General features: G+C 73.9%; 14 protein-coding genes. 9 read left to right on the forward strand and 5 right to left on the reverse strand.

The genetic code is table 11. From position 1 onward, the window contains the following. Positions 1-9 precede the first annotated feature (9 nt). The 8 genes from ACIQWA_RS20245 to ACIQWA_RS20280 all read left to right on the forward strand — a co-directional run bounded on the left by ACIQWA_RS20245 (position 10) and on the right by ACIQWA_RS20280 (position 9,329). The gene (locus ACIQWA_RS20245; RefSeq protein ID WP_402484302.1) at positions 10-534 is read left to right on the forward strand and encodes an acyl-CoA thioesterase; all 525 of its coding nucleotides are present in this window, start codon (positions 10-12) and stop codon (positions 532-534) included. Continuing rightward, on the forward strand, positions 531-2,936 hold the full coding sequence (locus tag ACIQWA_RS20250) for an FAD-dependent monooxygenase (RefSeq protein ID WP_402484232.1): 2,406 nt from the start codon (positions 531-533) through the stop codon (positions 2,934-2,936). The genes ACIQWA_RS20245 and ACIQWA_RS20250 overlap by 4 nt, the downstream gene beginning before the upstream one ends. A gap of 9 nt (positions 2,937-2,945) precedes the next feature. Further along, positions 2,946-3,914, forward strand: coding sequence for a carbon-nitrogen hydrolase family protein (locus tag ACIQWA_RS20255; protein WP_402484234.1), 969 nt, complete (start codon positions 2,946-2,948; stop codon positions 3,912-3,914). A 13-nt stretch (positions 3,915-3,927) separates the two neighbouring features. Further along, positions 3,928-5,070, forward strand: coding sequence for a cupin domain-containing protein (locus tag ACIQWA_RS20260; protein ID WP_402484236.1), 1,143 nt, complete (start codon positions 3,928-3,930; stop codon positions 5,068-5,070). A 16-nt stretch (positions 5,071-5,086) separates the two neighbouring features. Next, complete coding sequence (locus tag ACIQWA_RS20265; protein WP_360237167.1) at positions 5,087-5,980, forward strand: fumarylacetoacetate hydrolase family protein; 894 nt, start codon at positions 5,087-5,089, stop codon at positions 5,978-5,980. A 16-nt stretch (positions 5,981-5,996) separates the two neighbouring features. Further along, complete coding sequence (locus tag ACIQWA_RS20270; protein ID WP_402484238.1) at positions 5,997-6,749, forward strand: Asp/Glu racemase; 753 nt, start codon at positions 5,997-5,999, stop codon at positions 6,747-6,749. A 109-nt stretch (positions 6,750-6,858) separates the two neighbouring features. After that, on the forward strand, positions 6,859-7,701 hold the full coding sequence (locus tag ACIQWA_RS20275; RefSeq protein WP_402484240.1) for a PaaX family transcriptional regulator C-terminal domain-containing protein: 843 nt from the start codon (positions 6,859-6,861) through the stop codon (positions 7,699-7,701). Then, positions 7,698-9,329, forward strand: coding sequence for an amidohydrolase (locus ACIQWA_RS20280; RefSeq protein WP_402484242.1), 1,632 nt, complete (start codon positions 7,698-7,700; stop codon positions 9,327-9,329). Before ACIQWA_RS20275 ends, ACIQWA_RS20280 begins: the two co-directional genes overlap by 4 nt. Before the next feature lie 32 nt (positions 9,330-9,361). Here the strand turns inward: ACIQWA_RS20280 and ACIQWA_RS20285 are convergent, their stop codons facing one another. The 3 genes from ACIQWA_RS20285 to ACIQWA_RS20295 all read right to left on the reverse strand — a co-directional run bounded on the left by ACIQWA_RS20285 (position 9,362) and on the right by ACIQWA_RS20295 (position 10,942). Next, positions 9,362-9,883: a universal stress protein gene (locus ACIQWA_RS20285; protein WP_402484244.1), complete on the reverse strand. Its 522-nt coding sequence runs from the start codon at positions 9,881-9,883 to the stop codon at positions 9,362-9,364. Between the two features lie 85 nt (positions 9,884-9,968). After that, on the reverse strand, positions 9,969-10,565 hold the full coding sequence (locus ACIQWA_RS20290) for a hypothetical protein (protein ID WP_402484246.1): 597 nt from the start codon (positions 10,563-10,565) through the stop codon (positions 9,969-9,971). Positions 10,566-10,636: 71 nt separating this feature from the next. Then, entirely contained in the window at positions 10,637-10,942 is a 306-nt protein-coding gene (locus ACIQWA_RS20295; protein WP_402484248.1) for a helix-turn-helix transcriptional regulator, read from the reverse strand. A 48-nt stretch (positions 10,943-10,990) separates the two neighbouring features. Between ACIQWA_RS20295 and ACIQWA_RS20300 the strand changes: the two genes are divergently transcribed. After that, a complete protein-coding gene (locus ACIQWA_RS20300; protein ID WP_402484250.1) occupies positions 10,991-11,626 on the forward strand; it encodes an alpha-ketoglutarate-dependent dioxygenase AlkB in 636 nt (211 codons plus the stop codon). Positions 11,627-11,656: 30 nt separating this feature from the next. On the opposite strand, the gene ACIQWA_RS20305 is transcribed toward ACIQWA_RS20300, so the two are convergent. Further along, the gene (locus ACIQWA_RS20305; protein ID WP_402484252.1) at positions 11,657-12,517 is read right to left on the reverse strand and encodes a carbohydrate ABC transporter permease; all 861 of its coding nucleotides are present in this window, start codon (positions 12,515-12,517) and stop codon (positions 11,657-11,659) included. Next, positions 12,514-13,494 carry a carbohydrate ABC transporter permease gene (locus ACIQWA_RS20310; protein WP_402484254.1) on the reverse strand — a complete coding sequence of 327 codons (981 nt, stop codon included), beginning with the start codon at positions 13,492-13,494 and terminating at the stop codon, positions 12,514-12,516. Before ACIQWA_RS20310 ends, ACIQWA_RS20305 begins: the two co-directional genes overlap by 4 nt. Between the last annotated feature and the right edge of the window lie 21 nt (positions 13,495-13,515).

Below are 13,515 nucleotides of genomic sequence, written 5' to 3' on the forward strand. Positions count from 1 at the left end.
AGGGCCGCCGTGACACCCCAGAACGCCGCACCCCAGAACGCCGCACGGCAGGACACCGCACCCCAGGACGCGGCACGACAGCACACCGCACCGCCGGAAGCGACCCCGGAACCGGCGCCCGCCCCCGCCGCCATCACCATCGAGCGCCGGGTCGAGTGGTCGGACACCGACGCCGCCGGGCACTACCACTTCTCCGCCGTGCAACGCTGGGCCGAGGCCGCCGAGGCGGCGCTGCTGCGCCGGCTCGGACTGGCCGAGCTGTTCGGACGGATCCCCCGGGTGCACTTCGAGGCCGACTACCGGGAGCGGCTCTGGTTCGGGGACGTGGTCCGCACCGAGCTGCGGGTGGTCCGGGTCGGCGGCTCCTCGCTGCACTACGCCTTCGAGGTGCACGGCCCGCAGGGACTGGCCGCCAGCGGCCGGATGTCGGTGGTGCACGCGGCGCCGCGGGTCAAGGGCGCCGAGCCCTGGCCCGCCCCGGTCCGCCGGGCGCTCACCGAGGCCGGTCCGCAGCAGCCGGAGGTGGTCGCATGACGGTCAAGCCCCAGCCCGCCGGGGCCGGCGCGCCGCAGCAGCGCACGGCCGGCGGCCCGCGCCGGATCGCGGTGATCGGCGCCGGCCCCGGCGGGCTCTACTTCGCCGCCCTGGCCAAGCAGTTGGACCCCCGGCGCGAGATCACCGTGTTCGAACGGGACGGCCGGGAGGACGAGTTCGGCTTCGGCGTGGTGTTCTCCGACGAGACCCTGGACGGCATCGCCCAGGCCGACCCGAAGGTCTTCGCCGCGATCAGCGCCGAGTTCGCCCGCTGGAGCGACATCGACATCCGCTACGCCGGTCAGGTCCGCACCAGCGGCGGGCACGGCTTCGCCGCCCTGGACCGCAACCGGCTGCGCGCCGTCCTCCAGGACCGCTGCGCCGAGCTGGCGGTGGACGTGCGCTACCGCACGCCCGCCCCGCCGGCCGACCGGCTCGCCGCCGAGTACGACCTGGTGGTGGCCGCCGACGGCATCAACTCCGGTACCCGGGCCGCCCATCCGGAGACCTTCCGCACCGAACTGGACGCGCGGCACTGCCGCTACATCTGGCTCGCCACCGACAAGGTCTTCGAGGCCTTCACCTTCATCGTCGAGGAGTTCGACTTCGGCACCGTGCAGGTGCACGCCTACCCGTACAGCGCCACCCGCTCGACCTTCATCGTCGAGGTCGCCGCCGACGCCTGGCGCCGCGCGGGCTTCGAGGCCCTCGCGGCACGGGAGTTCGCGCGCGGCGAGAGCGATCTGGCGAGCGTGGAGCGCTGCGCGGAGCTGTTCGCCGGGCACCTGGACGGCCACCGGCTGATCCCCAACGCCTCCCGCTGGATCCGCTTCACCACCGTCCGCAACGCCAGTTGGCGCCACGGCAACACCGTGCTGCTCGGCGACGCCGCGCACTCCGCGCACTTCTCGATCGGCTCGGGCACCAAGCTGGCCCTGGAGGACGCCCTCGCCCTGGCCGCCGCGCTGAGCGAACAGCCCACCCTGGACGGCGCACTGGCCGCCTACGAGGCCGAACGCCGGCCGGTGGTGGAGTCCACCCAGCGGGCCGCGCAGGCCAGCCTGGAGTGGTTCGAGACGGTGGGGCGCCGTACCGGGCAGGACCCGGACCGGTTCGCCTTCAACCTGCTCACCCGCAGCCGCCGGGTCACCTACGGCAATCTTCGGGCCCGCGACCCGGAGTTCACCGCCGCCGTGGACGCCGCCACCGGCGGCTCCCCCGGGGTGCCGCCGATGTTCCGGCCGCTGAAACTCGGCGCCCTGGAGCTGCGAAACCGGATCGTGGTGCCCCCGCTGGCGACCTTCACCTCCCCCGACGGGCTGCCCAGCGCCTTCGACCGGGCCCAGTTGACCGCCCACGCGCTCGGCGGCGCCGGGCTGGTGATCGCCGGGATGACGGCGGTCGGCCCCGAGGGCCGGGCCACCGACCACTGCCCCGGACTGTGGACCGACCGCCAGCAGGGCGCCTGGGCCGAACTCCGGCGCGCCGTCGCGGCGGTGAGCGACACCCCGGTCGGCATCCAGCTCACCCACGCCGGTCGCCGGGGCGCCACGGCCGCACCCGGACCGGACGGCATCGGCCGCCCGCTCGCCGACGGCTGGCCGCTGCTCGCCCCCTCGCCACTGCCCTGGGATTCCGGCAGTGCCGTCCCGCACGAGGCGAACGAGGTCCAACTGGCGGCCGTCACCGCCGACTTCGCGGCCGCTGCCGAGCGCGCCGCCCGGGCCGGGTTCGACGTGCTGGAGCTCCAGTTCGGCCACGGGCACCTGCTCTCCACCTTCCTCTCCCCGCTCACCAACCACCGCACCGACGGCTACGGCGGGCCGCTCGCCCACCGGCTGCGACTGCCGGTCGAGGTGCTGACCGCCGTCCGCGCCGTCTGGCCCGCCGGGCGGCCGCTGCTGGTCCGGATCTCGGCCGCCGACTGGGCCCCCGGCGGGACCACCGAGGCCGAGGCGGTGGCGATCTGCCGCGCGCTGGGCGAGGCCGGGGCGGACGCGGTGGACGTCTCCACCGGCGAGGTGGTGGCGCACCAGCGGCCGCCGTACGGGCGCGGCTTCCAGACGCCCTTCGCCGAACTGGTCCGCGCCGCCACCGGCCTGCCGACCGTCGCCGTCGGCGCGATCTCCGGCCACGACGACGCCAACTCCGTCCTGCTGGCGGGCCGCGCCGACCTGGTCGCGGTCGGCCGGGCCCAGCTGCACGACCCGTTCTGGACCCTGCACGCCGCCGCCGACCAGGACTACACCGGCCCGGGCGCCCCCTGGCCCGCGCCCTGGCTGGCCGGGCGCCGCAGGCCGCCGGGACCGGGCGCCGACAAGGTCTCCCCGCGCCTGCACCTGCTGCGGGAGGCCGCCCCGCCCGTCCACCGCCGCTGGCGGCCGGCTCCGACCGGGGAGTGAGGAAGACCCATGGACCTGCCGCGCTTCACCGCCGCCGCCGTCCAGGCCGCCCCGGTCTACCTGGACCCGGCCGCCACCGTGGACAAGGCCGTCGCCCTGATCCGGGAGGCGGCCGGCCGCGGCGCGGAACTCGTGGTCTTCCCCGAGGTCTTCGTACCCGGCTACCCGTACTGGAACTGGACGATGACCCCGGTGCAGGGCTCGCCCTGGTACGAACGGCTGTACCGCGCCGCGGTGGACGTCCCCGGGCCGTACGTGGAAACCCTGTGCTCGGCCGCCCGGCAGGCCGGGGTGGTGCTGGTGATCGGCGTCAACGAGCGCGGCCGGCACAGCCTCGGGGTGTTGTACAACACCCTGCTGATCATCGGCGCGGACGGCGAACTCCTCGGGGCGCACCGCAAACTGGTGCCCACCTGGGCCGAGAAGCTGACCTGGACCCAGGGCGACGGCAGCTCGTTGAAGGTGCACCGCACCGCCGTCGGCCCGCTCGGCGCTCTGGCCTGCGGGGAGAACACCAACACCCTGGCCCGCTTCACCCTGCTGGCGCAGGGCGAACTCGTCCACGCCGCGGCCTACATCGCCCTGCCGGTGGGCCCCGAGGACTACGACATGGCGGAGGCGATCGCGCTGCGCGCCGCCGCCCACTGCTTCGAGGGCAAGCTGTTCACCGTGGTCTCCTGCTCGACCATCTCACCGGAGATGGTCGACCTGATCGCCGGCGACGACCCGCAGCTGCGCAGGCAACTCACCCGCCCGCACAGCGCGTTGTCCGGAATCTTCGGACCGGACGGCCGGGCGGTCACCGAGCCGCTGGTGGACGAGGAGGGCATCGTCTACGCCGAGATCGACCTCGGCCGCTGCATCCAGCCCAAGCAGATGCACGACATCGTCGGCCACTACAACCGCTTCGACGTCTTCCAACTGCACGTGAACGACCGCCCACTGCGGCCCCTGACGTACCCCCGCGACGACACCTGACCGAGGAGGAGCCATGAGCACCGAAGGCAGCTACGACGACGGCCGGATCGGCCGGGCCCGCGTCCACGACAGCCCCGAACTCCTGGCCTACTACGAGGAGTTGGCCAAGCACGAGGCCGGCGCCCTGTGGACGGTGGCGAACGAGATCGAACCCTGGTACCCGCAGCCGAAGTCCGTCCCGGTGCTCTGGCGCTACGCCGACCTGCGCCCGCTGGTCCGCAAGGCCCTCCCGCTGGTGAAGGCCGACGACGCGGGCCGCCGGGTGGTGATGCTGGTCAACCCCGGCCGCCGCGAACTCAGCGCCGCTGTCGGCCTGTTGTACACCGGCCTGCAGATCATGGGCCCCGGCGAGGCGATGACCGCGCACCGCCACCAGGCCTCCGCCCTGCGCTTCGTCCACGAGGGCACCGGCGCCTGGACGATCGTCGACGGCCAGAAGCTCCGGGTCGGCCCGCGCGACTTCGCGATCACCCCCAACGGCACCTGGCACGAGCACGGCAACGAGGCCGAGGACAACCCGGTGATCTGGCAGGACGGCCTGGACATCCCGCTGGTCAACACCCTCGACGCCAACTTCTACGAAGTCCACCCGGACCTCTACCAGCGCCCCGGCCCGGTCCCGAACTCCTCGCTGCTCAGCTACGGCGGCAACCTGCTCCCGTACGGCGTCGAGAAGTGGACCCGCCCTTACTCGCCGCTGCTCGGCTGGCCCTGGGGTCCCAGCTACCACGCGCTGTGCCAACTGGCCCGCGCCACCGAGGGATCCCCGTACGACGGCGTGATCATGGAGTACACCAACCCGGTCACCGGCGGCTCGGTGATGCCCACCATGTCCGCCCACCTCCAGCTGCTCCGCCCCGGCCAGGCCACCCGCGCCCACCGGCACACCGGCTCGGTGGTCTACACCGCCGCCAAGGGCCGGGGCGTCTCGGTGATCGCCGGGCAGCGCTTCGAGTGGCAGCAGGGCGACATCTTCGTCGTACCGTCCTGGGCCTGGCACGAGCACGAGAACCTCGACCAGGGCGAGGACGCCTGCCTGTTCTCCTTCAACGACTTCCCGGTGATGCACTCCCTCGGCCTCTACCGCGAGGAGGCCCACCCGGCCCACGACGGGCACCAGGACACCACCGACACCACCGACCCCACCACCCCGTAACAGGAGAGTCCACCCGATGCAGCTGCTGACCTACCGCGCCGACGGCGACCCCACCCCCCGGCTCGGTGCCCGCACCGACGGCGACCGGGTCGCCGACCTGACCGCCCTCGCCACCGGCGCCGGCGTCGAACTCCCCGACGACCTCCTGGGGTTGATCCGGGCGGGCGAACCGGCCCTGGCCACCGCCCGCGCCCTGACCGCCGGGACGCCGGCCACCCGGCCGCTGGCCGAGGTCTCGCTGTGCGCCCCGCTGCGCCCCGGCAAGATCGTCGGGGTCGGCCTCAACTACGTGGAGCACGTGGCCGAGTCGCACCGCACCCTGGACACCGAGCGTGAACTCCCGGACCGCCCGGTGCTGTTCGGCAAGCCGGCCACCGCCGTCACCGGCCCCGGCCAACCCATCCTGCACAACGCCGACCTCACCAAGCAGCTCGACTGGGAGTGCGAACTCGCCGTGGTGATCGGCGAGCCCGCGTTCCGGGTGAGCGAGGCGGACGCCTGGCGGCACGTGTTCGGCTACAGCATCGTCAACGACATCAGCGCCCGCGACCAGCGCCGCAGCGGGCAGTGGTTCTTCTCCAAGGGCCAGGACAGCTACGCGCCGTTCGGCCCGGTCGTGGTCACCGCCGACGAGATCCCCGACCCGCAGCAGCTCGACCTCTCGCTGCGGGTCAACGGCGAACTGCGGCAGGACTCCAACACCCGCCACATGCTGTTCGGCATCGCCCGGCTGATCGCCGACATCTCCGCCGGGATGACCCTGGAACCGGGCGACGTCATCGCCACCGGCTCCCCCTCCGGGGTCGGCGCCGGCATGGTCCCGCCGCAGTTCCTGCAGCCCGGAGACCTGGTCGAGGCCACCATCGAGCGGATCGGCACCCTCGCCAACCCCGTGATCGACGCCCGCTGAGAGGAGTCCGGCGCAGATGACCACCTACCGGATCGGCCAGATCGTCCCGAGCTCCAACGTCACCATGGAGACCGAAGTCCCGGCCCTGCTGCGGGCCCGCGAGGCGGTCGCCCCGGAACGGTTCACCTTCCACTCCAGCCGGATGCGGATGACGAAGGTCACCCCCGAGCAACTGCGCGCCATGGACGGCGAGTCCGACCGCTGCGCCGCCGAGCTCTCGGACGCCCGGGTCGACGTGATCGGCTACGCCTGCCTGGTCGCGGTGATGGCCGCCGGCCCCGGCTACCACCGCGAGGCCGAGCAGCGGCTGCACCGCCGCACCGTCGAGAACGGCGCGCCCGCGCCCGTGGTGACCAGCGCCGGCGCCCTGGTCGCCGGGCTGCGGGCGCTCGGTGCGCGGAAGGTCGCGATGGTCACCCCGTACCTGCGCCCGCTGGCCGCGACGGTGGTCGACTACCTCGGCGGGGAGGGCATCGAGGTGCTGGACCACGCCGCGCTGGAGATCGCCGACAACCTCGACGTGGCCGCCCACGACCCGGCCCGGCTGCCCGGGATCGCCAAGGGCCTGGCACACGGCGACGCGGACGCCGTGGTGCTCTCCGCCTGCGTCCAGATGCCCTCGCTGTCCGCCGTCGAGGAGGCCGAGCAGCTGCTCGGCAAGCCGGTGGTCTCGGCGGCGATCTGCACCACCCACCAGTTGCTCCGGGCGCTCGGCCTGCCCGCCTTCGCCCCCGGCGCCGGGCACCTGCTCTCCGGCGCGTACGCCTGAGCCCGACCGGACCAACGCCCCACCCGCACGCCCGACCCACCACCGGCCCACCCGACCCGCGGTGGCGTCGCTATGATCACCACCAGCCGTCGGGGAGGAGGGCCCGCAGATGCCGGAGAGCACGACCCGGCCCAGCTCCCTGATCAACACCGTCTACGGCGAGTTCGTCCGCCGCCTCGGCGGCTGGATATCGATCGCCGACCTGATCGCGCTGATGGCCGAGCTGGACGTCGACGGCCCGGCCGTCCGCTCGGCCATCTCCCGCCTGAAGAAGGCCGGCACCCTGCTCCAGGAGCGCCGCTCGGGCACCGGCTACCGGCTGGCCCCCGCGATGGGCCCGGTGTTCGACGAGGGCGACCGCCGGATCTTCCACAGCCTGGAACCCGCCGAACTCGCCGACGGCTGGGTGGTGGCGGTCTTCTCGGTGCCGGAGTCCGAACGCGCCCACCGCCACCAGCTGCGCTCCCGGCTGAGCTGGCTCGGCTTCGGCAACGCCGCCCCCGGCGTCTGGCTGGCCCCCGCCCGGCTGCTGCCGGACGCCCGCCGGCTGCTGGAACGCCTCGGCCTGAGCGCCTACGTCCACCTCTTCCTCTCCGCCGAGTACGCCGGCTTCGCCGAACTCCGTACGGCGGTGGCGACTTGGTGGGACCTCCCGGCGATCGAGGCGCAGTACGCGGCCTTCACCGACGCCTGGCGCCCGGTCGCCGAGCAGGTGCGCGGGCGGGAGCGGATCGACCCGGTCGAGGCCTTCCGGGACTACGTGCCGATGCTCACCCAGTGGCGCCGGCTGCCGTACCTCGACCCCGGGCTGCCCGCGCCACTGCTGCCCGACCACTGGAACGCCGTACCGGCCCGCGCGGTGTTCAGCGAGGTGCACGGGCTGCTCGCCGAGCCGAGCCTGCGCTACGTCGAGAAGGTCACCGGACTGTCCCACCCCCAGGAGCTGCCATGACCACCCCGGAGCGGACCCCCGCCCCCGCCGATCTGCTGATCCGCGCCGCCGCCGTGCACACCCTCGTCCCGGGCGAGGCGCCGCAGCGGGCGATCGCCGTCACCGGCGGCCGGATCACCGCCCTCGCCGCCGAACCGACCGGTCTGGACAGCCTGGTCGGGCCGGACACCGAGGTGGTGGACGCCCCGGGCGCGACGGCGCTGCCCGCCTTCGACGACACCCACACCCATCTGATCCTGGCCGGGCACAGCGTCCACGGCGTCCCGGTGCACCGGGCCCGGGACCTCGACGGCTTCCTGGCGCTGATCCGCGAGCGGGCCGCCCGCACCCCCGCCGGGGAGTGGATCGTCACCACGGTCAACTGGCAGGAGGTGCTGCTCACCGAGCAACGACTGCCCACCACCGAGGAGTTGGACGCCGCCACCGCCGCCCACCCGGTGCTGGTGCGCCGCGGCGCGTACAACATGGTGCTCAACTCGGCCGCGCTGCGACTGGCCGGGATCGACGAGTCCACCGAGGCCCCGGACGGCGGGGTGATCGAGCGGGACGAGCGGGGGCGGCTGACCGGACGGCTGATCAACCGGGCGATCGAGGCGGTCGAACGGGTACTGCCGAGGCCGACCCTCGCCGAGCGGATCGAGGGCCTGCGCGCGGCCGCCGCCGACTACGCGGCCACCGGGATCGGGACGGTGCGCGACTGCCTCGTCCCGGTCGAGGACCTCGACGTACTGGACGCGGCCCGGGCCGCGGGGGCGCTCGCCGTCCGGGTCCGGGCCCTGGTCTCCGGCTTCGCGGCCCGCACCCCCGCGCAGGTGGACGCCCTGCTGGACCGGATGGACGGCTGGCGCGCGGACGGCCGGGACGACGCCCGACTGCGGCTGTGGGGCGTCAAGTTCGGCATCGACGGCGGCTTCGAGGCGGGCGCCCTGGAGCAGCCGTACCAGGGACAGCCCTGCTACCACGGGCGGCTGCTCTGGGAGCCGGCCGAGCTGCTGGCCGCGGTCGAGCGGGTGGTCGGGCGCGGCTGGCGGGTGGGCGTGCACGCCTGGGGCGACCGCGGGCTGCGGGTGCTGCTGGACGTCTTCGAGCAGGTGGTGAAGCGCCACCCGGGGCTGCCGCCGGGAACGCTCGTGGTCGAGCACGGCGGGCTGGCCCGGGCCGACCAGCGGGCCCGGGCGGTCGCGCTGGGGATCCCGGTGACGGTGCAGCACCCGCTGCTGCACGACGGCGCGCTCACCCAGCAGCGGGCCTGGGGCGCGGAGCGCACCGCCGCGCTGTTCCCGCTGCGCGAGTGGCTGGACGAGGGAGCGCAGCTGTCGGCCGGCTCGGACTTCCCGGTCGGCCCGTACGGCGCGATGCTGTCGGTGTGGGGCATGACGACCCGGGGCACCACGGCCGGGGTGGTCGGCCCCGAGCACGCGATCGGACGGGCCGAGGCGATCGCGCTGCACACCGTGAACGCCGCCCGGCTGACCGGCGAGGAGGCCGAGCGCGGCAGCCTGCGGCCGGGGGCGCTCGCCGACCTGACGCTGTGGCCGGTCGATCCGCTGCACTGCCCGACGGCGGGACTGCGCGGGCTGCTGCCGCTGCGTACGGTGGTCGGCGGCCGTACCGTGCACGGGGGATGACGGCCCGACCGTGCACGGTAGTTGATGGGACGTCAGGCCGCGATGAGCTCCCGCAGGTCGATGTCGCCGCGGTGCAGGGCGCGCAGGTCGTCGTGCAGGGTGGACGGCGGGACGACGAGCACGCCGCCGCGCGCGTGGTCGAGGCAGTAGCGGGCGACCGAGCCGCGCAGCAGTCGGCGCAGGCGGCCGCGCAGTGAGCCGTGCCGGCCGGCGCTGATCACCAGCAGGTCGCCGGGCCGGTCGGCCAGCGCGGTCAGCACCGGGCCGGCCTCGCCGCGCATCACCAGCGGCTGCACCGGCAGGCCGATCGGCAGGCCGCCGAAGGCCTGGCCGAGCGCGCTCTCCAGCCGGGCTCCGGCGGCGTCCTGCCAGGCGCGGAGCAGCGGCGGGCAGGGCCGGGCGCGGTAGCTGCGCTCGCCGCCGACCGGGGTCCAGGCCAGCACCGGGACGAGGACGGCCTGTCGGGCCCGGGCCTCCTCCGCCGCCCGGTGCAGGGCGGTCACGCTGTGCAGGGAGCCGCTGACTCCGACGATGACGCGGGCGCCGTCCGACATGATCCTTCGCTTTCCGATGTGAAGCCTATCCAGTGTCTGCGATTATGCTTCCACATCGCCGCGCCAACCTGCAAATCGAAGGCATTCACTGAATATCGCCTTGCATCGCTCGGACTTCCTGGAGCAGCCCCCAGGTGAAGTCGGCCGTCCAGGCGACCGTCCGCCCGTCCGCGCCCGGCGCCGCGAAGTCGAGCCGGAAGCGGGTCGGCGCACTCCCCTCGCGCGGCACGGCCCCCGGGAACGCCTCCCCCACGTCGCCCACCACGCAGCCCCAGGGGGCCAGGTCGGCCACCGTCCGCAGTTCGGGCCCGGGGGCTCCCGGCGCGCGGACCAGCCACTCGTTCAGCACCGGCGCACCGATCTCCGCCGGCCCCAGCAGCACCTCGAAGCGCAGCTCCGGCCAGAGCGGCAGCACCCACTGCCGGGCCGTGCAGGCGAGGTCGCCGATCCGCCGGGGCAGGCTCACCTCCGCCGGCCCCAGCACCGCGGCGTACCGGGCGCCGCCGCGCGGGAACCGGGGCGCCCGGACCATCGCCTGCCAGCGCTTGTTCGCCTCCCGCATCGAGGCCCGGGTGGCGCCGAGCCGCCGCACCGCATCCTCGACCAACTCGGGGTGGTAGTCGGCCATCCGTCGTAGCAGGAAGAGCTGGAACTCGGTGACCCCGAACCCGTTGACCGCCATGACGACAGGCTAGATCCCGTCCGGCGGATCCCGCCGGGCGCGCGACACGGGACGGGCCCCGGGGGCGTTGCTCAGCCGTTCCCCGCCAGCGCCAGCGCGACCAGTTCCCGGCGGCTGCGGACGCCCAGCCGGTCGAAGACCGCGGTCAGGTGCTCCTGCACGGTATTGGCCGAGATGCACAGCTCGGCCGAGATCTCGCGGGTGGAGCGGCCGCGCAGCACGAGGGTGGCGACCCTGGTCTGCGCCGGGCTCAGGCCGTAGGCGCTGAGCAGCAGCGAGGACCGCTGCCGTGGCGGCGCGGGCTCGATGGTCACCGCGGTCTGCGGCCGGGGCGGCCCGGTGAGCCGGGTGGCCTGCACGGGTTCTCCGAAGACCACGCCCGACATATTCGCGCACCTGTTCGATTCGCGGCGTACGCTGGTCCCATGCACGGCACCGTCCACCTCCAGCCCTCGCTGTTCGAAGAAGCCGCCGACCCCCGGCTCGGCCCGCTCGACGGCGTCCAGCGCCTGCTCCTCGGCGACGGCGCCTGGCTGGACGTGCTGCCCGGCTGGCTGCACGGCGCCGACCGGCTGTTCGAACAGCTGGCCGCGGACGTCCCCTGGCGGGCCGAGCGGCGCGAGATGTACGAGCGCACCGTCGACGTCCCCCGGCTGCTCGCCTCCTACGGCGCCGACGCCGAACCGCCGCACCCCGTCCTCGGCCTGGCCCGGGCGGAGCTGAGCCGGCACTACGCGGCGGAGCTGGGCGAGCCCTTCCGCACCCTCGGGCTCTGCTACTACCGGGACGGCCGGGACAGCGTGGCCTGGCACGGCGACCGGATCGGGCGCGGCGCCCGGGAGGACACCATGGTGGCGATCCTCTCCGTGGGCGAGCCGCGCGTCCTCGCGCTGCGGCCGCGCAACGGCGGCGGCGCCGTCGTCCGCCGGCCGCTCGGCCACGGGGACCTGGTGGTGATGGGTGGCTCCTGCCAGCGCACCTGGGAGCACGCGATCCCGAAGACCGCCCGCCCGGTCGGCCCGCGGATCAGCATCCAGTTCCGCCCGTACGGGGTCGCCTGAGCGCCGCCCCGGCGAGCCACCCCTCGCCCGTCAGTCCTTGACCGCGCCCGCCAGCCCGGACACCAGCCTGCGCTGCACCGCGACGAAGAACACCAGCACCGGCACCGTCATCAGCGTGGACGCCGCCATGATCCCGCCCCAGTCGTTCTCGTCCGGCTTGAAGAACACCAGCAGCGCGGAGGGCAGCGTCTGGTTCTGGGTGGCGCTGATGATGAAGGTCTTCGCGAAGACGAAGTCGTTCCACGCCGCGATGAAGGAGAACACGCTGGTCGCGGCGAGCCCCGGGGCCACCAGCGGCAGCAGGATCCGCCACAGGATGCGGGTCCGGCTCGCGCCGTCGAGCTGCGCGGCCTCCTCGATCGAGACCGGCACGGCCGCGACGAAGCCGCGCATCATCCAGATCCCGAACGGCAGCGAGAACGCCAACTGCACCAGCACCAGCGAGGCCAGGGTGTTCAGCCCGATGCCCGGTGCGAACCGGCCGGCGTCGCGGAACATGAAGAACAGCGGGATGGTCAGCGCCTCGACCGGGATCATCTGGGCGATCAGGAACATCACCATGATCGTGGTGCGGAACCGGAACCTGAACCGGGTCACCGCCACGGCGGCCAGGAAGACCACCACCGCCGACAGCACCACCACCGACAGCGCGACCACCAGGCTGTTCACGAAGTACCGGCCGAAGCCGTCCACGCTGAGCACCTGCCGGAAGCTGTCCAGCGTCGGGTGGGCGGTCCACGGCCTCGGGTCCAGCGACTGCACCTCGCCCTTGGGCTTGAAGGCCGAGAGCACCATCCAGAAGATCGGGAAGGCGGTGACCACGCCCAGCAGCACGGCACCGCTGTTCGCCGCGAGCCGCCACCGGCCGCGGGGGTTGCGCAGGGCGTTCACAGCTCGTTCCCCGTCCGTCGCAGGCTGCGGATGTACAGAATTGTCGGGACCACCAGGATCAGCAGCATGATCACGCCGATCGCCGCGCCCAGCCCGTACTGCGAGGAGGCGAAGGCCTTCTGGTACGCGTACACGTTGAGCACCAGGTTCTGGCCGGCGATGCCGCCGCCCTCGGTCATCACGTAGATCTGGGTGAAGACCTTGAAGTTCCAGATCACCGACTGGATCACCACGATGGTCAGGATCGGCCGCAGCATCGGCGCGGTGATCCGGCGGAAGGTGGTCCAGGTGCCGGCGCCGTCCAGGGCGGCGGCCTCCATCACCTCCTCCGGGATGGCCCGGATGCCCGCGTAGAGGGTGACCATCACGAACGGGTAGGAGTGCCACACCACCACGGCGCCGACGATCAGGAACGCCGTCCACTTGTCGTAGAACCAGTTGAACTCGTGGAAGCCGCTCAGCCCGAGCCTCACCAGGGTGTGGTTGACCAGCCCCAGGTTGGTGTCGAACAGGAAGCTCCACACCGTCGAACCGGTCATCGCGGGCGCCGCCCAGGCGGCCGTCGCCGCCGTGGTCAGCACCAGCCGCGGCCAGCGGCCGACCCTGGTCAGCAGCACCGCGAGGGTCGCGCCGACGGCCAGGGTGGCGACCACGCAGAAGGCGGCGAAGCCGACGGTCTGCACCAGCACCGTCCAGAACTGGCCGTCCGCCAGGATCCTCGCGTAGTTGCCGAGGCCGACGAAGGAGGTCGGGACGCCGCCGGAGGCCTGGGCCTGCCCGAAGTCCAGCACGGACAACAGCCCGAGCTGGTAGATCGGGTAGGCCACCAGCGGGACCAGGATGACCGCGGCCGGCAGGAGCAGCAGCAGCGGGGGCCGTCGGCGCCGGCCGCCCGGGGGTGCGGCCGGCGCCCTGCCCCCACGGCGTCGCTGCGGGGAGGCCGGCGCCGACGGGGCGGTCGTGGTGGATGCGGACACGTGCGGGACCTGCTCTCTGCT

The sequence above is a fragment of the Kitasatospora sp. NPDC098652 genome, assembly GCF_044760155.1.
Lineage (GTDB): Bacteria > Actinomycetota > Actinomycetes > Streptomycetales > Streptomycetaceae > Kitasatospora.

Coding starts and splice junctions, on each gene's coding strand:
- ACIQWA_RS20250 (WP_402484232.1), top strand. CDS start 531: ATGACGGTCAAGCCCCAGCCCGCCGGGGCCGGCGCGCCGCAGCAGCGC.
- ACIQWA_RS20270 (WP_402484238.1), top strand. CDS start 5,997: ATGACCACCTACCGGATCGGCCAGATCGTCCCGAGCTCCAACGTCACC.
- ACIQWA_RS20265 (WP_360237167.1), top strand. CDS start 5,087: ATGCAGCTGCTGACCTACCGCGCCGACGGCGACCCCACCCCCCGGCTC.
- ACIQWA_RS20260 (WP_402484236.1), top strand. CDS start 3,928: ATGAGCACCGAAGGCAGCTACGACGACGGCCGGATCGGCCGGGCCCGC.
- ACIQWA_RS20300 (WP_402484250.1), top strand. CDS start 10,991: ATGCACGGCACCGTCCACCTCCAGCCCTCGCTGTTCGAAGAAGCCGCC.
- ACIQWA_RS20280 (WP_402484242.1), top strand. CDS start 7,698: ATGACCACCCCGGAGCGGACCCCCGCCCCCGCCGATCTGCTGATCCGC.
- ACIQWA_RS20285 (WP_402484244.1), bottom strand. CDS start 9,883: ATGTCGGACGGCGCCCGCGTCATCGTCGGAGTCAGCGGCTCCCTGCAC.
- ACIQWA_RS20275 (WP_402484240.1), top strand. CDS start 6,859: ATGCCGGAGAGCACGACCCGGCCCAGCTCCCTGATCAACACCGTCTAC.
- ACIQWA_RS20255 (WP_402484234.1), top strand. CDS start 2,946: ATGGACCTGCCGCGCTTCACCGCCGCCGCCGTCCAGGCCGCCCCGGTC.
- ACIQWA_RS20290 (WP_402484246.1), bottom strand. CDS start 10,565: ATGGCGGTCAACGGGTTCGGGGTCACCGAGTTCCAGCTCTTCCTGCTA.